Below are 20,183 nucleotides of genomic sequence, written 5' to 3' on the forward strand. Positions count from 1 at the left end.
GATGAACCTGCATTTATTTAATTTTATTATAAACACCTCTGTATTAACACCTTAATGCTGTGTATATGGATACTTCAAACCTTGACTATCCAATATTACATTTTCCATCCAATTCCCATGAACAATCAACATGGACAATCAGACACGCCGTTGAAGGTGTGCAAATATTTGGTGGCATTGGCTCTGGAAAAACCTCTGGATCTGGTCGGATGCTTGCTCTGAAATACCTCAAAGCTGGATTTGGTGGATTGGTATTAACTGCCAAACCAGACGAAAAAGAATTGTGGCAACAATATTGTGCAGAGACCAATCGAACAAAAGATTTGGTTATTATCGAACCGAACGGAAAATACAGTTTTAATTTTCTGGAGTACGAATCTACGCATACAGATTCCAATGAAGCTATCACTGAAAACATTGTACAGGTATTAAAAACAGTCATTCGTGCAGGCGAAGAAAAAGATAGTGGAAAAGGAGATGACCCCTTCTGGGAATCTGCTTTGGATATGCTTCTTTTTAATGTCATTGACCTTTGTAAAATTGCCTATGGCTATGTTTCTGTACAAATGATGTACGACATTGTTCAATCCTTGCCAAAAGCCACTGACTCACTAAACAAACAAGAAGGCGAAGACCAAGAAGCAAAAGCATTTGAGAAAGCATACCTTTTGGCAAATAGCAATGTTCTTGAAAAGATTAAGGCATGGCACAACTCTCTTACTCCTGAACAACAAAATTCACTCCCGAATGATGAATCATATTTTCAAATTGTCGAAGATAATGTGATGGAAGCTCGTTTGATAAAATTTTTATACGGATTTTTCTTTGACAATTTCAAGAACCTCAGCTCAAAAACACGTTCAATCGTCGATTTTACTTTTTCTGGATTTCTATTCAGGCTACTTAGAGAACCTGTTTATTCGATGTTTTGTCGTCATCAGTCCAATATTACGCCTGATGATTGCTTGAATGGAAAAATCATTCTCGTTAATCTGCCTGTGAAAGTTTATCACAAGGTGGGGCGCGATTGTCAGGTACTCTTCAAATATATCTGGCAAAGAGCAATGGAAAAACGCAATATAAAGATTAACAAAAGACCTCTATTCTTATGGGCCGATGAGGCTCAAAACTTCCTGCATGAGCATGATGCCGAATATCAGGCTACTGCAAGAAGTAGTCGCATTTCTACAGTGTATATCAGCCAAAACCTACCCAATTACTATGCCTCTATGGGCGGTCAAAAAGGAGAATACCGTGTCAAAAGTTTTCTGGGAACTTTAGGGACAAAGATATTTCATGCCAATGCTGATATAGAAACAAATAAATACGCCTCGGAATTAATCGGGGATACAACCTTCTTTGAGCCTTCGAGAACCATTACCACTTCAACAGAATTTTCTCAAAGCGATAGTTTATCGCTTAAAATTGACAGGCATGTACGACCAGAAAAATTTATCAGCCTCAGAACAGGTGGGGAGAAAAACAATTACAGGGTAGAAGGCTACTTTCATCGTCAAGGTGATAGTTTGGCTGGGAAAAAGAATTTTATCAAAATGGATTTTGACCAATTATTCAGACCATAATAAACAATTCTTTTAACTTAAAACGATAACACACAATGAAAAAGAACCTGTATTACCACACTGTTTACGGCAGAAGAAATGTGATTAAAGAGTTTATTTTAAGCACATTTTTAGAGATATCTTCTGGACCCAGATTATTATTAGAAGTGTTTACCAGAACCAAATTTGGAGAACGCTATTTTTCATTTTCATCAGCCATTATTCTTACACTAATATTGGCAATCTATCCTATCGTTATCTCAAATATGCCCAGTTTTGACAATTATGCTTATTACGGTAGAGAAGAGAGTGGGACGGGTATTGGTGCAATCCTTAGCAAGTACTTCACTTGGTATGCTTACTTAGGAGCATTCATGTACCAATGTTTTAAGCGTCGAGAAGAAATAAAGAGAGAACCTTCTGTTTTTGATTTTGCTCGCTTTAGTCTTTCGACCGGTGTCGTTAATCCAGCTTTCTTAGATTTTAAAATCAATGGTAAGACCCCTACTCCACGTCAGATTTCTATCTTGTTAGAGCCTGCCATTTTCTTGGGCTTTGGTATCCTATTGGCAATTTTCCAGCAGTCACTTGGATATTTACTGATATTTTGCAGTATCACTTACTCCTTGAGTTGGAAGGCGGCTTTCTACAGAGGAGACCAATTTATTATGGATAAAATTGATGAATTGATTGCCAACGAAGAAATGACTGAATCTTTTATCCACGGACGCAGACCAGAAGAAACCCGTGGTTTTGAGACATACGGAAGAAGACCCGAGAATACGGATTTCAGGCGCAAGGTCGCTGAAACCTTTTTTGAATATGACGACGACGAGCCTGTGAAGGTTTATTAGCCTTCTTAAGCTGTGCTTAGGGAAGACGTCTGATGAAATTTATTTACTTAATACTTGCCATCCCTCAGCACAGCTTTTTACGACTATCTGATTTATCCAAGATGAACAGGCAATAACATCAACAGAAACATTCCCTGAGCGTTGTAGTATATCCTTAAAATCCCTGAGCATGATAAGAATGATTCAAAGCACCTCGGCTGCTCATGCGAAAGCCTACTTCTCTGAGTCCCTGTCAAAGTCGGATTACTATATCAACGACCAAGAACTCAACGGACATATTCAGGGAAAATTGGCAGAACGTTTAGGGATTAGCGGTATTGCCACCAAGGAGGCATTTTTTGCCCTCTGTGAGAACGTGAACCCAGCGGATGGCACTCCACTGACCCCCAGAAAAAGAGAGGAACGGACGACAGGCTATGACATTAATTTTCATTGCCCCAAATCCGTTTCCATCTTGCACTCCCTGTCCAAAGACAGTCATATCCTCGATGCTTTTCACGAAAGCGTAAGGGAAACCATGCAAGACATTGAAAAGGATAGTAAAACCCGTATCCGAAAAAACAATGTTTACGATGACAGAGATACCCAAGAACTGGTATGGGCTGATTTTGTCCATCAGACTGCCAGACCAGTAGAAGGTCATGCTCCAGACCCTCATTTACACGCCCATTGCTTTGTCTTTAATGCTACATGGGATGAGCAAGAAAAACAAATCAAGGCAACTCAGTTTAGGGATATTAAACGGGATATGCCTTATTACCAGACCATGTTTCATAAACGGCTTTCAGATAAACTGATTAAACAAGGTTATCAAATTAGGAGAACTGAAAAATCCTTTGAAGTGGAAGGTGTTCCTAAAAATGTTATTTCCCTGTTTTCAAAACGCACGGATGAGATAGGTCGTATTGCCAAAGAGAAAGGTATTACAGACGTTGATGAACTCAGTGCCCTTGGTGCAAGAACTCGTTCTAAAAAACAAGCGGGTTTAAGCATGGCTGAATTAAAAGCGGAATGGAAACGACAAATCAAAGAATTGGATAAAAATGGACAAGAGGAAGGCGAACAAGGCAATATTCGCTTTGCTCCTGAAAAAGAAAAGACAGCCCTCACCTCAAAGCAATGTGTTGATTATGCCCTTGAACATGGCTTTGAACGAGCATCTGTGTTGCATGACCGACGTTTGCTGGAATCAGCTTATCGCCATAGCATCGGCGATGAATCCATTTCTATTGATGAAATCGACAAACATTTTAAGGAAGATAATCGTATTCTTCGTGTGAAAGAACAGTCTAAAATTCTATGCACGACCCATGATACGCTCAATGAAGAAAAGTGGATGGTCAAGCTGGCGAAGGAAGGAAAAGGAAAACTTAAACCCCTTTATACAAAAGCACCTGAACTTAAATTAAATGGACAACAAGCAGAAGCTGTTAGCCATGTGCTGACAACCACCAATCGGGTATCCATCATTCGTGGCGCAGCAGGAACGGGCAAAACTACCTTAATGCAAGAAGCCGTAGGCTTGATGGAAAAAGCTGGCAAGAAAGTAATAGTTGTTGCCCCGACTGCACAAGCTTCTCGTGGTGTTTTGAGAGAGGAAGGCTTTGAAAATGCAGAAACGGTTGCCAAACTGCTGACAGACCAAAATATGCAGAAGCAATTAGCCAATCAAGTATTATGGGTAGACGAAGCTGGATTGCTTGGCACAAAGGACATGGCTTCATTATTAGAGATAGCCAACAAACAAAATGCTAGACTTATTCTGGGTGGTGATACCAGACAGCATTCAAGTGTTGTCAGAGGGGATGCCCTTCGTATTCTGAATACCGTCGGCGGTATTAGAACCGCAGAGGTAAGTAAAATCTATCGCCAGAAGGATGAATATTATCGTTCAGCCGTAGAAGACCTATCCAAAGGCAATATCAAAGATGCTTTTCAAAAGCTTGATAGCATGGGTTCAGTAAAAAGCGTTTCACCGCTTAAGCCCAATGAAGCGTTGGTCAGCGACTATGTTGAAGCGATTAAAAAAGGTAAATCTGCTTTGGTAGTTTCGCCAACCCATCAGCAAGGAGATGAAGTTACCGAAGCCATTCGAAAGAAACTTAAATCGGAAGGATTGATTGGTAAAAAAGAAATCAAAGCGACAAAATTGAATAGTCTTAATTTGACCGATGCTCAAAAAAGTGATTGGAGAAACTTTGAAAAAGGACAAATCGTCCAGTTCAATCAAAACAGTGCTGGAATTAAAAGAGGTAGCCTTTGGACTGTGCAATCCAGTGCTGAAAATGAAGTCGTGATTAAGAATGAAAACGGTCACACCGTTCCGCTTCCTATTCAAAAGAGTAGCGATTACGATATTTTCTCCAAAAGTGAAATAGCAATTGCCAAAGGTGATACAATCAGAATTACCCGCAATGGTTTTGACCAAGAGAAAAACAGGCTGAACAATGGGCAAATGTTGGAAGTGGTTTCAGTGAGTAAAAAAGGAGATATGGTGCTACGCAATGCAATTAGCAAAGGAACTTATAAACTTGATAAAAATTATGGACATATCGATCATGCCCACTGTATTACATCACATTCTTCCCAAGGGAAAACAGTGGATGAAATCTTTATCTCTCAGCCAGCATCAACTTTTCCGGCGACGGATGCTAAGCAATTCTATGTTTCTGTATCCCGTGCCAGAAACCGTGCTCACATTTACACAGATGATAAAGAGCAATTGCTTCACCATGCCTCAGAGCTTGGTGAAAGACAATCTGCGATAGAGCTTGTCAGTAGGCAAAACCAAACCGATGAAATGATTCATCATCAAATCAGAGATGAATTGACCCGCACTTCCCCAGAGCCAAATAAAACAAAACAATTAGAAAAAGATTCGCTAATAAAATCAAATTACGAAGATTATGAGCCAAGATTATAAACTACGTTACGACCAAATACGGGAAGGTGACCCGACAAAGCCTAATACCCCTGCCCCATCAAAGAAAGATGAATCAATGGAGGTTTATCATACACCAAGCCACGCACGTAACCTTTGTCTGGTATGGCTTGATGGCAAGCGGATGTTTTTCAATTACGCTTATCTGGTATCGGGTGAATATTCAGCAAATGGAGAAAAGAATATTATCCTACTTCATTTTTCTTCTTTTATGGTTCAATTGCAAGGGTACGGCTTAGAATCTATTTTTATGAGTATTCTTGACCATAACCCTAAAGTAATCACCATGACTGATGAAAGGTATGTGGTGGATGGTATTGAGTCGGTGGTAATTGATATTCTGGTTGAAAGAAAAAATGATTAAGATACCATTTTAAAAATATTTAAATTTAAAAGAGATGCTATTTTCCAGAAGATTTTCACTTCCCTTTCAAACTAAACAAGCCCCAAAATGAGCCCATCATTGTTAATTTTTCCTTGCCTCAAACCATGAAAAATCACGCTTAATAGTGATTTTATTATTGTAAATATCTCGCCCAATTACCATCAATGAAAGGCTTGCTAATTGGGTTCTTACTTCATCAATAAGGTCTTCTGGTTCATCGGTATCAAAAGTTGTTTCAAAAATTACAAGGTTGGACGATGGAGAAATAACTGAACGTGAACTTTCACTTGTCCGAAGATGAGCGTAAGTTCTCGGATTTAAAGTTAAACAATCTGATATGACAGCGAACTTCTTACCATCTTTGGTATAAATTATCTTTTCAATTATGAGCGGACCAATACCATTATTACTGATACGAACCCGAAGCGTTCTTTCTTTATCTCTAAAATCAATTTGCCCTAATGGTCGCAAAGATTTCTCATTGTGTACACGCTGTAAATAAAGTTGATAGAATGTCGCCAACAATGCGAGCAGAGCAATGATTATCTCCAAGATACAAACTCCCTAAGTCAAATGAAATACTGAATTTAATTGACTATAGCAGGCTGGTAGGCTTGAAGCAATTTTAATCGTTCCAAGGCTTGAAGCTCAAAATATAAAGGGATAATTTGATGGTAAAGACTACACTGTGGGTCTTTATCATCTTTGCGGTACACTGGGCATCCACTGGTACAAATATGTTTATATCGACATTTTTTACAATCTTCGGATTTCTTATTTTCGTTATGTTTGCCCATTTCTATCATTTCCACAAGGTCTTTCTGCTCATCGAAGATGGTGAAAGATGAAGGGCTTTCCTCCCCAAATTCAACATGACAATATTTAAGCGTGCCATCAACGTAAATTGCTCCTCCTGAAAAACCAGAAGCACAGGTCTGAAATCCTAAATCATTGGGTTTTAGGTCACAGAATTGAAAGCGTTTTGAAAAATTCCAACCGACTTGAATTGCTTCTTTCATGATAGAAAAAGAAGTATTCAAATACTTTTCCAAATGAATAGCATCAATGTCTTCCCCTTTAACAATAGAATATCGAAAAGGTACATCAAGTGCGATAAGATAATGGGTTAATTCTGGCAAGCCAGATAAGTTTTGATTATTGATTACAGTGTTTACCGAAACTGGAATCTTTTGTGACAACAGCTTTCTCAAATTACTATCAACCACATTAAATGACCCCTTCCCTGACAAATATCTTCTGGTCTTATCATGCGTATCACCAACTCCATCCAAAGACACGCCAAAACTCAGGTTATATTCTTTAGAAAAATCGGTAATATCATCATTCAACAATGTAAGATTAGTAATGAAGGATACTTCTAAGCCACAGCCTACTGCCAACAAAGCCTGTTTTGCGTAGGGAATAAATTGTTTCCAACTTTTGAATTGACTGAGTGGTTCGCCTCCAGCCAAGCGAAACTTTATTGATTTTAGTTTGTGACGCTTTGCAGTTTCTATTAGTTTATAAATCAACTGTTCCCTTACAATATCCGCCATACCTTTGCTGATATTGAGGGTTGATATATAGCAATAGCTACAACTGAGATTGCAAGTATCAGTCGTATGAATCCAAAAATTTAGAGATTGGGGTTTATTAGGCTTTTGAGGTTCACTAAAACTCTCATCAAAGCGAATAATTTCTGTACGTGCTAAAAGATTTAAGTAAGCTACCAGAGCATCCTCGCTTAAAGAAAATAGACTGGCAATACTGCTTACATCAGATTGACCATCAATCTCTTTTAAAATTTCGTACTGAGCTTTATTCAGTAATCGAAACGAATTAGGAAAGGCACAATTAACAACGAAAGCATAGTCTTCGTTAATTTGGCTGTGAAGTAATTGCGGTGCTTTTTGGGGTATCCATTTCATCATCTTCTTCGGTTGAGGTATATCCATCACAATCGCAGTTTGCATTGAGAGATTTTCTTTTCAGTATCCCTTTTCCTAATAGATTTTCAAGCGTACTGAAGTCATCAAATAAAATGCTGTGGGTATTCGTGAAAGTTGTCATGTTACGGTCAAGTTTAAACGTCTACTTAAAATTACCACATTATCGTCTTTCAAAACAGTTATTTTGCTTGTATCTCACAAGTGAAATAATTGTTTTTTACTACCCTTGTTTTATCTATCTTTGCCTATCACAGTTAATTGATAGAACATGGTACATCAGGGTCATAACGTAAAACGTATTCGAGAAATATTGGGTATCAAACAAGATGCCTTAGCTATTAAATTAGGACTAAGCCAACAAGCAATTTCTCAGCTTGAACAAAAAGAAATATTGGACAAAGCAACATTGGAGAAACTATCTGGTGCATTAGGTGTTTCTGAAGATATTATAAAAGATTTTAAAGACGATAAAGCAATTCATATTGTTTCTAATAATAATTATCATGACAACGCAGCTTCGGTTCAATACAATTTCAACCCAATTGACAAATGGCTTGAAGCAATCGAAGAAAACAAAAAGCTTTATGAAAGACTTTTGCAGTCTGAAAAAGAAAAGGTAGAGTTATTACAGAAGCTTTTGAATAAATAATTTAAGGATAAAAGCATTCTTCATCAAAAGATGGGAATTGTATGCAGACACTAAAAGTAAAATTTTTATTCAGCTTGCAATTTTTTTTAGCAAACCGTTTAGAAAAATAACCATTACTTCCTCTGAGAATAGTATCAACTATTCTCTCCATTCAAAGATTCTGACTTAGCGTTACTTCAAGCACTCAGATAAACTCCCTTTTCACAAAATACTTGTTAGAATTTAAGTATCTCATAATTAAATACAAACTATAAATAATTATAACTATTTGTTTTATATATAATTACGCTATATTTTTGCATGAATTTTAAATGAAATATCTTGCAAAAATAGATAAATTCATATACAATAGGTTAGAAGGAAATAGTTATGAAACTTGATGAACTGAAAGCCCATTTAAAGCCTGGAGAGGTTTATCGTCGAGCAGATTTGGCACAATGGTCTAAATCTGTGGATCGTCATATCCAAGCACTTGTAGAAAGCAATGTGCTTCAAAAGCTGTCACAGGGACTTTATTACTGCCAAAAGAAAACAGTTTTTGGGCAAACGCCACCTGATGAAGAAATCTTAGTTCATCAGTTTCTAAAAGATGACCGTTTTTTATTGATGTCCCCCAACCTCTATAATACTTTAGGCGTTGGCACTACCCAGCTCTATAATAAGCGTGTTGTGTATAATCATAAGCGTCATGGGGAGTTTATGCTTGGCAAAAGAACCTTTTCTTTTTGTATAAAGCCCCATTTTCCGAAGAAAGTAACAAAGGAATTTTTACTTGTTGACCTTGTTAATAATTTGGAAAATTTAGCTGAGGACAAGGAACAAGTCTTAGAGAAGGTTTATTCAAAGAGAGAATTCTTTGATGTTAAAAAATTAGAACGAGCTACTAAAAATTATGGTAGTGTTAGAACAAGAAAACTTTTAGGAAAGCTTTTATCAGCAGAGTCCAATACAGCTTATGCCATCTAAATATTTGCACCATCACCGAAACTTTGTTGACTTGCTCAGTACTCTTGAAGAGGAAACAGGCATTCAAGCCGCACTGATTGAAAAAGACTATTGGATAATGCACGTCCTCTATGGACTGACAAAGAATGGATTTACTTTTGAATTGAAAGGAGGAACTTCTCTTTCCAAGGGATATAATATCATTCATCGTTTCTCTGAGGACATTGATATTCATATCCAGCCACCTGCTGAATTTAAAATCAATCCTAACCCTAAAAATACAAATCCAAAGAATGCCGAAGCAAGAAAGGATTTCTATGACTGGCTTGCTTCTCATATTGCAATAGATGGGATTACAGCTATTGAAAGAGATACCGAATTTGATGACACTGTACATTATCGCAGTGGTGGTATCAGGCTTTACTATGATAGTAAGACTTCAAAGGTAGAAGGACTCAAAGAAGGTATTTTGCTCGAAGTAGGCTTTGATAATGTGACCCCTAATCAACCAATTACCATTAGCTCGTGGGCATACGATAAAGCCGATAGCCTTATCAAAATTGTGGATAACAGGGCGATTGATATTACCTGCTATCATGCTGGCTATACTTTCGTAGAGAAACTACAAACGATTGCCACAAAATTCAGACAGGAGCAACAGGATGGAAGACCAAAGCAAAATCTCTTGCGACAATACTATGATGTTGCTCACCTTCTGGATTTAGAGCAGGTTCAAGCGTTCATCGGTACGCAAGAATACCTCTCACACAAAGAAGCACGCTTTCCCAAAGTTGATTTTGAAATACCGATTCAAGAAAATGAAGCATTCTTGCTGCGTGACCCAGATTTACGAGAAAGCTTTAGAAAGCGGTATAAACAAACAGAAGCTCTTTATTATAAAGGACAACCAGACTTCGATAGCTTATTAGCCAAATTAGAAGCTGTCATTGAGCGATTGTAAACATATAAAGTTATTTCAGCAAAAAATCTGGTCAAGGTTTCCCCTGACCAGATTAGATTTTAATTTATCAGGCTTTGTTCTTACGAACCGTCAGGGCAACTTTTTGTCCCAGACTGTCAAGCGATAGATTAAGCCCTTCTCCGAAGATATAGATATTCTATCGCACATCAACAATTTGTGCAGGCCGTTCAGTCCCCAAAGTCAATTGATGAAAAGTTGAATTGTGCTCTGTTCTTCTGTGGTCAATCCAGCCATGAAAGCCTAGCTAAACATTATATTAATTATTTTTGCACATATTTACTTAGTCAAAAAGTGCGTTCAATTTTCAGGTCTCATCATTGGAAACAGAATAACTTCTTGAATAGACGATTGATTTGTCATTAACATTGTAAGTCTATCTATTCCCAAACCTAAACCCGCTGCACTTGGCATTCCATATTCTAAAGCTCTCAAAAAGTCTTCATCCATTTCATTCATAGCCTCTTTGTCCCCCCTTGTTGCCAACCTTAACTGTTCCTCAAATCGCTCTCGTTGATCAATAGGGTCATTTAATTCACTAAAAGCGTTTGCGAACTCTTTACCAACGCAATATGCTTCAAAACGGTGAGTTAATGAATAATCATGTGGGTTTCTTTTTGCTAATGGCGATAACTCTACAGGGTAATCAGTAACAAAGGTTGGTTGTATTAAAAATTTTTCTACTGTTTCACTAAAAAGTTCGTCAATTAATTTTCCCTTGCCAATAATTCCTTGAATTCCTTCAATGGGCACTCCTTTTTTAATAATTTCCTCTCTTAAAGACTGTTCGTTATGTTGGTAAATATCTATTTCGTTTTTTTCAAAAATCAAATCCCTAATTGATACTCTTCTCCACGGCTTTTTAAAAGAAACCTGATTCCCCCAAATCTCAATTTCAGTTGTACAGTTGATTTCCATACATACTTTTTCTATTGTTTCTTCAACTAAATCCATCATCCAATTGTAATCTTTATAAGAAACATAGAGTTCAACCTGCTGAAACTCTGGGTTATGAGTTTTGTCCATCCCCTCGTTTCTAAAATCTACACTAAATTCATAAACACCTTCGAATCCACCGACAAGCAATCTTTTAAGGTATAACTCATTAGCAATACGTAAATACATGGGCATATCTAAAGCATTATGATGGGTTATAAAAGGGCGTGCCGAAGCTCCACCATAAATTGCTTGTAAAATTGGTGTTTGTGCTTCATACCAGCCTTTTGAGTTCCAAAGTGTTCGAATTATATCAACTATTCTAGTTCTTTTAATGAAAATTTCTCTCACATGTGGATTGATGATTAAATCCACATAGCGTTGTCTAAAACGTAACTCAGGGTCACTAAAGGAATCAAATATCTCATTCTCTCCCAAATTATTCTTTGCAGATTTTACTGAGGGTAATGGTCTAAGTGCTTTTGTAATACACGTAAACTTTTTTACTTCAATTGTAAGTTCATTTGTTTTTGTTAAAAATATTTTTCCAACGACTCCGATAAAATCCCCTCTATCTATTAAGGTTTTAAATATCTTATAATCGTCTTCCAAAATATCTTTTGAAAAATACAATTGAAGTTTTCCCTTAGAATCTTGTAATTCTGCAAAACAGACTTTCCCTTGATTGCGTATTGACATTAGCCTTCCAGCCATACATACATCTTCTCCAATAGACTTATGAGAAGCCAAAACATCTACAGAGTAAGTATCAACGGGATAAGTACTCCCAGGATAAGGGTCTATACCGAGGTTATTTAAATTTTCACGTTTTTGAATTCTAATAATTTGTTCATCTGATAGTCTTTTTTTAATAGTTTTGCTATCACCACTCTCATTAGAAACAGCTTTAATCATTTCTGGAAACACTGCATTGTTTAAATTTGTTTCTACTTTGGGTAATCCTAACTCTTCAGAAAATGGTTTAAGTGAATCAATAATAAACTGAATCCACGGTTCAAGCTTTACACCTAGAATTTTCATTGCCATATTGATTTCATTTCTTGAAACACCAGCTGCGAATTTAGTATCTCTAAATTTTTTAATAACTGAAGATGTGGTAAGGCTAGATAATCCATCAGGACGCAGTTTTGAAACAGCCATTATCAACCCTGTAATTTCATCTGCAGCTATTAAGCTTCTATCCATTAATGATTTCTGCTCTACATTAAATTCTGTACCATGTGAGGAAATCGCATATGCTATTTCATTTTCCCCCAAATTGTTGAGTTTATCAACAATTACCTGAGGGTGTTTTTCGGGCCATAATTCCCAGTCACTATCATGTAAAATGCCTGCAATAAAAAATTTAGACTCATCTTCATTATTTGCCTTTGCTACTGCTTCCATTACTCTTGCTACTGCTAAACAATGTTTACGAAGACCGTCATTTGTAACCATCTCTTTTAAAATTTCAAAAGCAGAATCAACTGTTAATTTTGTTATGTTCATTATCATTTTATTCGATGTTTAGAATAAGGTTCGGATTTGGACAATTCAATTTAAAAAATGTTAACTGCGACTTTGCTGCCACACCAAAATAATCTCCTCTGAAATTTCCAATATCTTTAATTAGTTGAAAATGTAAATGTGGGGGCCATTGTCCATTTTCATTTTCATCCCCAATAAAACCTATAAGTTCTCCAGCAGAAATTTTTTGACCAATTTTAAATCTTTGAATAGATTTTGCAGATAAGTGTCCATAAAGTAAATAAAACCTTTCTCCAATAAAGTGTTCTGTTATTATACACCCCCCAAATTGTCCTTTAGCTGGGTTAAAACTAAAAGAATGAATATTGCCATTTAAAACAGAATACACGGGAGTATTAGTTAAAGTCCAAAAATCAAGAGCTAAATGAATCGTTCTTGGTTCTCCTTCGATTTGATAATCGCTAGTTGTATCCCCACGATGATAAATATTTCTATTTTCTAAATACCCCCCAAAACCAATATAGCCTTTAGGAATTTGATTAAATACAAATGTGTTTACTTCCGATAAGTTGTTTATATCTAGATTTTTCGTCGATTCAATATCAAGATTCACATGCTCATATTTCGAATAAGCGAAAAGACTATGTGTTTTAACTTTAATATTTCGGAAAGAGCTATCATCTAATAGATGTTTATAAGCTTCAAAATTGGGTTCCATAGTATATCAATTTTTTATGATGAAATCATTTTAAATATTTTCTATTCTATGAAATAATCATCATAGAATAGAAAACAATACTTTGCCTAATCAATATTCTTAAGAACTGGATTTCTTAAATCAAAATCTCTAAGTTCATTTGATGAATAAATATGTCCACAACCTTTTTCTATAATTAATCTTGGATTCTCTGGATGAGCGAACCCTTGCATATATCCAAATGATTCAACAGATAAAGTTCTCAGCATCCATCTACGCTCACATGGTTGTTTGTCTGGTGTTAAGCCTACATTCACTTGTGCACGATAATGAAGGACAATTTTATTATTTATCAGATAAATATCCCCAGCTTCTGGAATGTCCTCTACCTTAACCGATTCTAAGTCTTTATCTAATGCCATTAATGCTTCTCTTTGAATTGGAGTATGCCCGACAAAATCTTTCAATTGCTCCGTTGGATCAAATCGTATTTTCGGGTATTGTCGGTTTCCGTACAAAATACCGCCACCATCATAAACTGGTTGTGGATTATAATTCCCATCTGCGGGGTACTTAAACTTCCCATCGAAAAGAATATCGAAATACCACTTATCATAAATATCAGGAATTGATCGAATTGAAGTCAGAATGGAAGATGTACATTCAAAATTTCTCAAAAACCCAAAAGTTATAAAATCAGCAGAAGACTTAAGAAGGTTATCTTCATTATGTTTAGAAAGCTTCACTATTCCAGAACTTGTTTCAGTGTTCTCCATACCATGACGCTGAATAATAGAGTGTACAGTTCCTGGACGCTGATATAAATAATTCATGACAACAGTATTTAGGATACCATGAATTAAAACTTGTGAAAATCTATACCATTTTGATTTTGAATAAGATTCTTTATCATAGTCACTAGGAGTTCCTCCAAGTTCAACTTGATTAACATCAAACAATCCTACAATTTTTAGTGCTCCAAAATCAAAATATCCCCAACCATATCTGAAAGAATTTATTTTTTCAAATAATTCTGTTCCCTTCAAATATTCGTATGCCAGATATGGTGAGTAGCATAGAAATTCATGATTATCCTCGTTAGGGTATTTTTCGACGCAAAAGTCAACTAATTCTTTGAATTTTAACTTTTCCTCTTGCTTGACTTTGTAGATTGGTAAAGTACTTGGAGGAAGAACTTCGTATTGGTGCGAAGTTTTTGTATTCGTTTGACGATTTTCTATCGTTCCAACGCCATTCTGTTTAATTACTACCATCTTTTCGTTTTTGTTATTTTATGGTTTAAGAAGAGGGGTGACGTAACCCACTTCGATGAACAGCTTTTTTTGCTCTTTGTCTTAGGTTCGCAATACCTTGACATATCATTATGACGAGCTTTATTTTTTTATGCCATTAAATTATTTTTTAAACCTCAATAAATACTTATTGCTTAGGGCATATTTTCAAAAGCCCCCCCCCAAAAAAAAAACAAGACAACGTTCTTGTTATCAGCAATTTAATTTAAAGCCATCTTGACTTTTCCCCTTTCTTTAATGGACTTAATTTAGGGTGCTGAATCACGAGTATTCATTATAGTCCATAACAGTTTGATTAATTTTGCTCCCAAAAGAACGCATCAGTATTTTGATATTTCCTTTGCTTTTATGTTTGATTTCATCTGGTCATTCAATAGAAGTTAAATAACATAAGATAATTTAATATTTATGTGAACCCAATTCTGTCTGTAACTTTCCCTTAGCAATTTGTTATAGTTCAAAAGGATGTAGAAAAATATTGACGAATACTGTGCAACATGGTATAAGATGTGTAATAATCTATAATATGTTAGGAGTAAATTTGTAATGAGTCAGGCTTATAATCAAGTGCTCAAACCTGTCTGTGAACTTGAACACATGACAGAGATGGTTCCGACAGTTGAAACATGGGAGCTGTTTAAGAATCAGAATTTTTACGCAAGCATATCTGGCGGCTATCTTGATAGTACATACGACATGCTTGAGAAGATAGAAAAAGTCATAGCTATTCAAAATTTCGATCAAATGCGAGAAGAACTCACAAAGTTGTATATCGACCGATATAATTTTCTGTCTTATGCACTTGATCATACTTAATTTGGGTTCTTTTTTTCTATACAAAGAATGATAAAATCTGAATGCTAGAGGGTTTCGTAAAAAAAAATTTATTTTGTAGAAAAATATACTTTTTGTAAAAAATATACTTTGATATGGAGAAATGTGTTTTTAACCGAGTGGAAGCAGTTGATATGTTCATCAAGCTTATCGCCAAGTATGAAAATAAGGCGAAACAAGATGTTGAAATAAATATTATTAGTTATTTAAATAAATATAGACGAGCTAATAGATCTGCTGAGGTTGCCAAACAAACACTAATGCCGATAGCAGATGAATTTGCTAATCAGAATTATTATCCAAGCTTTTTAAGTGATTTAGTTAAGGAAATTGAAACAGGTGTTCCAATGGTTCGAACTACCTATAGGGTTTTTTTAATGCTTGAATACATTGGAGAAAGTTCGCACCTTAAACGTTATATGCTTGGTAGCCAAAGTGATGTCAAAAGTGATTTATTAGTAGGAAGTTACTGGTATATGTACTCACATGAATATTATTTTAGTAAAACTCCAGAGCAAAAAGTGATGTTTATTACACGTGATATGGTCTTTTTTAATCAATTCTCATATGCAACTGTACTAGCTACAAAAAACCACGGTGGTGAAACTGTAGGTATGCAACATTATAGTGGTCATTATTATACAAAAAATAATAGATATCTTTTTTTGGATCTTCATATCAGCGAAACAAGAGAAAAAGATCTTCGTGTGATAATAGATATTGGTACAGGTAACTCCAATATTGGTGAAGTATTTACGGGTTATTATATGAATGCGTCTAATAATTTATATTTCGGACCTATTCTGTTTGAGAGAATTCCTGCACAAGAAAAATTATTCGCTCGAAGTTTTGAAGAACATGATTCTAGTCTTAATAGGTCAGTATGGGAATACTTCAATGGACTAAATTCTATGCCATATGAAATATTACCTACCTATAGTTCAAAAGGAAGAATAGGAAAATTCCTCGACATGTAAAATCTATGATTAAATAACATCTTACTTTTATTATGGATTTTCTATTTTTGATTACTAAAGGCTAATTGAAATTTAATACAACCCAAATCGAGGTTTTAATGTTTGTGGGCTATATGCTCTTGCCGTCCGTTGTTAGAATGTAAAAATCTACAGGGTTAGGTTAACGTTACTTTTCACACCGTGTTATATCAATCAACTAATCTTTTTTAAATAGTCGTTACACACCCGATTCTTTGTCTTGATATAGTTTTGAATTTTATTGGCTTTTGAAAGATCAAAGAAGCACGCTTTCCCAAAGTTGACTTTGAAATACCAATTCAAGAAAATGAAGCATTCTTGCTGCGTGACCCAGATTTACGAGAAAGCTTTAGAAGACGATATAAACAAACAGAAGCTCTTTATTATCAAGGGCAACCAGACTTCGATAGCTTATTAGCCAAAATAGAAGCTGTCATTGAGCGATTGTAAACATATAAAGTTATTTCAGCAAAAAAATCTGGTCAAGGTTTCCCCTGACCAGATTAGATTTAATGTTTTAGGCTTTATTCTTACGAACCGTCAGGGTAACTTTTTGTCCCAGACTGTCGAGCGAAAGATTAAGCCCTTCTCCATCGGTATGTTCCCATGCTACGCCAGCTTTAATCCATTCAGCTTTTGCATCTTCTCCATTGTGTTTTACAAAGTAAACTGTATGGGTTGGCATTTTAGGGTTGGTTTCCTTTTGGTTAGACATCATCAAATCTCCTTTCTTTGTTGTTGATGACAGAAGCTAAAAAGCTCATAAGGAGGTGAAAGCTCCCCGAAGGAAAAAAATCGTAGCTCGCTATCTATTTTTTTCAGAAGTCGTTAGAGCCTTTTATGCAATAAAAGGAGGGATAAGCGTCGTCACAGCCGTTGAAGCTATGCTTCTATCATTCATTCAACCGACAGAAGAAATAGTTAATTTGATAGACTAATCAAACGCTAAACCCTAAATTACTCCCTCAAGAAGGAGTAAAATTCTCCTGTGTTTGCAAACTGTGAATGTATTCAACAGCCTTTTGTGCATGGGATGCTGCTGAGAAGATGAATCGCTTATCGTCTTTCAGGACTTTCAGCCATGACTGGATATAAGCAGAATGCTCCTCTACTGGTATAGGTTCAAAACCTAAATCTGCTGCCAGAAAACAGGCTCCCAATTCGGCCACAAGCTCTTCTTTTGCATAGCCTTCATCAGCATGATGTTTGCGTCCCAAATCACGATTTAGACGCTTGGGATGTTTCGTCCAATGGGTAAGCTCATGTGCTAAAGTTGCATAATAGCTGGGAGCATCAATAAAACTTTCAAACGGCGGCATTTGAATATTATCCGAACCTTGGTTGTAAGAAGCCTTTTTGCCAGTATAAATATCGGCTTTAGTTTGGGCAAAAAAGGTTTCAAGCTCTTGGATACGCTGTTGCGAATTAGTGATGACAGGTTCTGGAATTTGATAGAATGCTTCTGGTAAGCCCTCTATTTGGGCAACATTAAATACTGTATAAGATTTCAAGAAAGGAATTTTGGTAACTTTGGATTCACCTTCTGCTTCATCTTCTTTGAATATATGGTCGGCATAGACAACTTGAGTCCCCTTCTCTCCTTTTCTTACCGTTGCTTTCATGTCAATTGCTTGTTTGAATGTCATCCAGTGCGGATAAATATAGCCTTTTTCTGCGGCAGTCTCCCAAAGCATCAGCGTATTGATACCTGTGTAAGGAATATTATTCCAACGAAGGGGACGAGTGATTTGTCCAGCAAGATGTTCTGAGTCCCAAGGTTTACGCCATGTGAGATTTCCTTTTTCTAAATCTGCAAGGATTTTATTGGTCACTCTTGCATAAATATCATTTTGAGCTAGGGTTTCATTAGTCAACTTAGCCTCCTTTGATAAGCGTTTTGAAGGTTTTCTGTTTGGTTTTCTTGTAGAAGCATTCATTTTCAATTCTCCGTAAGTAAGGATGACGGGGATTGATAGACCTGAAGTTAAAGCGAATGAACCAGCAAGAATTTTGGTTGGGCGGGGAATGCGAAGCAGGCGAAAATTATTGTTGGAGGAATGAGCGCTTCAGGTAAATCTCCGTCCTTAAATCCTTACTTTCATCACGAAGAATTGATAATGAATATCAAAACCAAGCAGAAAAAAGGAGGAAAAACTATGAAGCGCTATCAGACTAAATGAAACCAATCTCACCTAGGCATGAGTAATTTATCTTCAAAAGAGGCATATCCATCAGCGGTAATAATGAGGTGGTCGAGCACTCTTATTCCCAGAAGATCCCCCGCTTGAATAACTCTCTTTGTTAGCTCAATATCTGATTTGCTTTCCTTCAAATTGCCAGAAGGATGGTTATGTGCAAGGACGATTGCAGAAGCATTTGCTTTCAAAGCCGTCATGAAAATCAATCTAGGGTCGATAGGACAAAAGTCTGTTCCACCACTTGCGATTTCAGTGATACCCAAGCAGGAGTTTTTTCTATCAAGCAACATTATTTTGAACTGCTCTAAAAGTTCAATTTTGTTATCATCCCAAGTGCCTCGCAAGATTTCATAAGCTTCAAATGAATGTGTTACTAAAGGTCTATCTTGAGCTTTAATTTTGCTTCGATATACCAATTCAATTTCAGCTACTTTGAATAATTGAACCGCCGTATTTTTTTTGCTCATTATTGTACTCCTACAATCCTAATGTTTGCATGTGCCAAGCATTTACGTCTTTGTGAGCTTGATAGACTTTATTCATTTTGACTTGTTTGAGTGAAGATTCTGCTTTGAGAAATTCTGCAAGAATTTCACTCCCTTTCGTGCCGGCATTGTCGTTATCAAACCAAGTATAGTAAAAGCGATAACCGTAATTCTGGATGTAGGGCAAAGCCTGCTTTATGCAGGAAAGAGAATTAAGAACAATGGTGTCTCCTTTGATTCTCTTGCCGTTGAGTTGGGAAACAACCGATAGGTAATCCATGAACCCTTCAAAAAGATGGATGCCATCAGGTTTGGGAGTTGTGCCACGAATGAAAGAAATCGCTTTGGGTCTTAAACAGCCCTTGAAAAAAGGGTTCCTCAATTCAAAGCCACCTTCTTCATTCGGAAAACCCAAAGCATAAAAACTTTTGTTCGTTCTCTTGTTCTGAACATGAAGTTCTTTGAGAAATTGCTTTGCCAGATTGAGGGGAATACCCCTTTTTTCAAGATAATGAATCAGCCCTAAATGGTTGATTGATTTTTTAGATTTTAGGATGAGAGAAGAATCTTCTTCCTGATTATTCTCTGCTTGCACTTCAGGAATGAAAGAAATATCAGGCGTGTACTGGTACTGATATATATTTTTAATCCATCGAAGTGCATCTGAAGTGGTATGGCCTTCATTTCTGCTTTCCAGATAATAGCGACCAAAAGAAATCAAGTCGCCTCCAATACCCAAGCCATGGTCATACCAGAGATTATGCTGAATATTTACAAAGAAGCTGGGGGTTTTCTCAATCCTGAGAGGAGATAAATAGCAATATTCTTTCTTGCTTATTTTCTTTGGTAAAATATTAAGCTTGCCCAATATTTCGGAAATAGGTATATGTTTAGCCAGTTCTATATTCATTGTGACCCTCTAAGAGAACAGTGATATTGAGCTAGGGTAAGAAGAGTTTTCGCAGAACTTTTC

The 20,183-nt window shown here is 36.3% G+C and carries 18 protein-coding genes; 8 read left to right on the forward strand and 10 right to left on the reverse strand.

What is annotated here, in order from left to right; all coding sequences use genetic code 11:
- Positions 1-65 precede the first annotated feature (65 nt).
- The 4 genes from VB776_RS04140 (at position 66) to VB776_RS04155 (ending at position 5,721) form a co-directional block, all read left to right on the forward strand.
- The gene (locus VB776_RS04140) at positions 66-1,583 is read left to right on the forward strand and encodes a type IV secretory system conjugative DNA transfer family protein (protein WP_323326307.1); all 1,518 of its coding nucleotides are present in this window, start codon (positions 66-68) and stop codon (positions 1,581-1,583) included.
- 35 nt (positions 1,584-1,618) lie between these two features.
- The gene (locus tag VB776_RS04145) at positions 1,619-2,416 is read left to right on the forward strand and encodes a hypothetical protein (RefSeq protein WP_323326310.1); all 798 of its coding nucleotides are present in this window, start codon (positions 1,619-1,621) and stop codon (positions 2,414-2,416) included.
- A gap of 169 nt (positions 2,417-2,585) precedes the next feature.
- Positions 2,586-5,339 carry a MobF family relaxase gene (mobF, locus tag VB776_RS04150; RefSeq protein ID WP_323326312.1) on the forward strand — a complete coding sequence of 918 codons (2,754 nt, stop codon included), beginning with the start codon at positions 2,586-2,588 and terminating at the stop codon, positions 5,337-5,339.
- Positions 5,323-5,721 (forward strand): hypothetical protein, encoded by a 399-nt coding sequence (locus tag VB776_RS04155; RefSeq protein ID WP_323326314.1) that lies wholly within the window; start codon positions 5,323-5,325, stop codon positions 5,719-5,721. The genes mobF and VB776_RS04155 overlap by 17 nt, the downstream gene beginning before the upstream one ends.
- 102 nt (positions 5,722-5,823) lie before the next feature.
- Here the strand turns inward: VB776_RS04155 and VB776_RS04160 are convergent, their stop codons facing one another.
- Genes VB776_RS04160 through VB776_RS04170 form a run of 3 tightly spaced genes read right to left on the reverse strand, consistent with a single transcriptional unit; the run spans position 5,824 to position 7,812 of the window.
- A complete protein-coding gene (locus VB776_RS04160) occupies positions 5,824-6,294 on the reverse strand; it encodes a hypothetical protein (RefSeq protein WP_323326316.1) in 471 nt (156 codons plus the stop codon).
- A 35-nt stretch (positions 6,295-6,329) separates the two neighbouring features.
- Positions 6,330-7,673: a radical SAM/SPASM domain-containing protein gene (locus VB776_RS04165; RefSeq protein WP_323326318.1), complete on the reverse strand. Its 1,344-nt coding sequence runs from the start codon at positions 7,671-7,673 to the stop codon at positions 6,330-6,332.
- A complete protein-coding gene (locus tag VB776_RS04170) occupies positions 7,621-7,812 on the reverse strand; it encodes a hypothetical protein (RefSeq protein ID WP_323326320.1) in 192 nt (63 codons plus the stop codon). Before VB776_RS04170 ends, VB776_RS04165 begins: the two co-directional genes overlap by 53 nt.
- Positions 7,813-7,959: 147 nt before the next feature.
- Between VB776_RS04170 and VB776_RS04175 the strand changes: the two genes are divergently transcribed.
- The 3 genes from VB776_RS04175 (at position 7,960) to VB776_RS04185 (ending at position 10,246) form a co-directional block, all read left to right on the forward strand.
- Positions 7,960-8,340 carry a helix-turn-helix domain-containing protein gene (locus VB776_RS04175; protein ID WP_323326322.1) on the forward strand — a complete coding sequence of 127 codons (381 nt, stop codon included), beginning with the start codon at positions 7,960-7,962 and terminating at the stop codon, positions 8,338-8,340.
- 369 nt (positions 8,341-8,709) lie between these two features.
- A complete protein-coding gene (locus VB776_RS04180) occupies positions 8,710-9,306 on the forward strand; it encodes a hypothetical protein (protein ID WP_323326323.1) in 597 nt (198 codons plus the stop codon).
- Positions 9,296-10,246, forward strand: a complete 951-nt coding sequence (locus VB776_RS04185) for a nucleotidyl transferase AbiEii/AbiGii toxin family protein (protein ID WP_323326325.1) — start codon at positions 9,296-9,298, stop codon at positions 10,244-10,246. Before VB776_RS04180 ends, VB776_RS04185 begins: the two co-directional genes overlap by 11 nt.
- A 318-nt stretch (positions 10,247-10,564) precedes the next feature.
- Here the strand turns inward: VB776_RS04185 and lysS are convergent, their stop codons facing one another.
- The 3 genes from lysS to VB776_RS04200 form a co-directional block, all read right to left on the reverse strand.
- Positions 10,565-12,709: a lysine--tRNA ligase gene (gene lysS, locus VB776_RS04190; RefSeq protein WP_323326327.1), complete on the reverse strand. Its 2,145-nt coding sequence runs from the start codon at positions 12,707-12,709 to the stop codon at positions 10,565-10,567.
- 7 nt (positions 12,710-12,716) lie between these two features.
- A complete protein-coding gene (locus tag VB776_RS04195; protein ID WP_323326329.1) occupies positions 12,717-13,406 on the reverse strand; it encodes a peptidoglycan DD-metalloendopeptidase family protein in 690 nt (229 codons plus the stop codon).
- An 86-nt stretch (positions 13,407-13,492) separates the two neighbouring features.
- On the reverse strand, positions 13,493-14,659 hold the full coding sequence (locus VB776_RS04200) for a hypothetical protein (protein WP_323326331.1): 1,167 nt from the start codon (positions 14,657-14,659) through the stop codon (positions 13,493-13,495).
- A gap of 992 nt (positions 14,660-15,651) precedes the next feature.
- Here VB776_RS04200 and VB776_RS04205 point away from each other — a divergent pair.
- Positions 15,652-16,509, forward strand: a complete 858-nt coding sequence (locus VB776_RS04205) for a hypothetical protein (RefSeq protein WP_323326333.1) — start codon at positions 15,652-15,654, stop codon at positions 16,507-16,509.
- A gap of 535 nt (positions 16,510-17,044) precedes the next feature.
- On the opposite strand, the gene VB776_RS04210 is transcribed toward VB776_RS04205, so the two are convergent.
- The 4 genes from VB776_RS04210 to VB776_RS04225 all read right to left on the reverse strand — a co-directional run bounded on the left by VB776_RS04210 (position 17,045) and on the right by VB776_RS04225 (position 20,120).
- Positions 17,045-17,212 (reverse strand): hypothetical protein, encoded by a 168-nt coding sequence (locus tag VB776_RS04210; protein WP_323326335.1) that lies wholly within the window; start codon positions 17,210-17,212, stop codon positions 17,045-17,047.
- Positions 17,213-17,492: 280 nt separating this feature from the next.
- On the reverse strand, positions 17,493-18,464 hold the full coding sequence (locus VB776_RS04215; protein WP_323326337.1) for an ArdC family protein: 972 nt from the start codon (positions 18,462-18,464) through the stop codon (positions 17,493-17,495).
- Between the two features lie 251 nt (positions 18,465-18,715).
- Positions 18,716-19,192 (reverse strand): JAB domain-containing protein, encoded by a 477-nt coding sequence (locus VB776_RS04220; RefSeq protein WP_323326339.1) that lies wholly within the window; start codon positions 19,190-19,192, stop codon positions 18,716-18,718.
- A gap of 10 nt (positions 19,193-19,202) precedes the next feature.
- The gene (locus VB776_RS04225) at positions 19,203-20,120 is read right to left on the reverse strand and encodes a toprim domain-containing protein (protein ID WP_323326341.1); all 918 of its coding nucleotides are present in this window, start codon (positions 20,118-20,120) and stop codon (positions 19,203-19,205) included.
- Positions 20,121-20,183 lie beyond the last annotated feature (63 nt).

Origin of the sequence: Arcicella gelida, assembly GCF_034931025.1 — a bacterium.
Lineage (GTDB): Bacteria > Bacteroidota > Bacteroidia > Cytophagales > Spirosomataceae > Arcicella > Arcicella gelida.

What these genes read in the sequence shown, in the direction of transcription:
- VB776_RS04140 (WP_323326307.1), top strand. Translation starts at nt 66, where the DNA reads ATGGATACTTCAAACCTTGACTATCCAATATTACATTTTCCATCCAAT.
- VB776_RS04145 (WP_323326310.1), top strand. Translation starts at nt 1,619, where the DNA reads ATGAAAAAGAACCTGTATTACCACACTGTTTACGGCAGAAGAAATGTG.
- mobF (WP_323326312.1), top strand. Translation starts at nt 2,586, where the DNA reads ATGATAAGAATGATTCAAAGCACCTCGGCTGCTCATGCGAAAGCCTAC.
- VB776_RS04155 (WP_323326314.1), top strand. Translation starts at nt 5,323, where the DNA reads ATGAGCCAAGATTATAAACTACGTTACGACCAAATACGGGAAGGTGAC.
- VB776_RS04165 (WP_323326318.1), bottom strand. Translation starts at nt 7,673, where the DNA reads ATGATGAAATGGATACCCCAAAAAGCACCGCAATTACTTCACAGCCAA.
- VB776_RS04170 (WP_323326320.1), bottom strand. Translation starts at nt 7,812, where the DNA reads ATGACAACTTTCACGAATACCCACAGCATTTTATTTGATGACTTCAGT.
- VB776_RS04175 (WP_323326322.1), top strand. Translation starts at nt 7,960, where the DNA reads ATGGTACATCAGGGTCATAACGTAAAACGTATTCGAGAAATATTGGGT.
- VB776_RS04180 (WP_323326323.1), top strand. Translation starts at nt 8,710, where the DNA reads ATGAAACTTGATGAACTGAAAGCCCATTTAAAGCCTGGAGAGGTTTAT.
- VB776_RS04185 (WP_323326325.1), top strand. Translation starts at nt 9,296, where the DNA reads ATGCCATCTAAATATTTGCACCATCACCGAAACTTTGTTGACTTGCTC.
- lysS (WP_323326327.1), bottom strand. Translation starts at nt 12,709, where the DNA reads ATGAACATAACAAAATTAACAGTTGATTCTGCTTTTGAAATTTTAAAA.
- VB776_RS04195 (WP_323326329.1), bottom strand. Translation starts at nt 13,406, where the DNA reads ATGGAACCCAATTTTGAAGCTTATAAACATCTATTAGATGATAGCTCT.
- VB776_RS04200 (WP_323326331.1), bottom strand. Translation starts at nt 14,659, where the DNA reads ATGGTAGTAATTAAACAGAATGGCGTTGGAACGATAGAAAATCGTCAA.
- VB776_RS04210 (WP_323326335.1), bottom strand. Translation starts at nt 17,212, where the DNA reads ATGCCAACCCATACAGTTTACTTTGTAAAACACAATGGAGAAGATGCA.
- VB776_RS04215 (WP_323326337.1), bottom strand. Translation starts at nt 18,464, where the DNA reads ATGAATGCTTCTACAAGAAAACCAAACAGAAAACCTTCAAAACGCTTA.
- VB776_RS04220 (WP_323326339.1), bottom strand. Translation starts at nt 19,192, where the DNA reads ATGAGCAAAAAAAATACGGCGGTTCAATTATTCAAAGTAGCTGAAATT.
- VB776_RS04225 (WP_323326341.1), bottom strand. Translation starts at nt 20,120, where the DNA reads ATGAATATAGAACTGGCTAAACATATACCTATTTCCGAAATATTGGGC.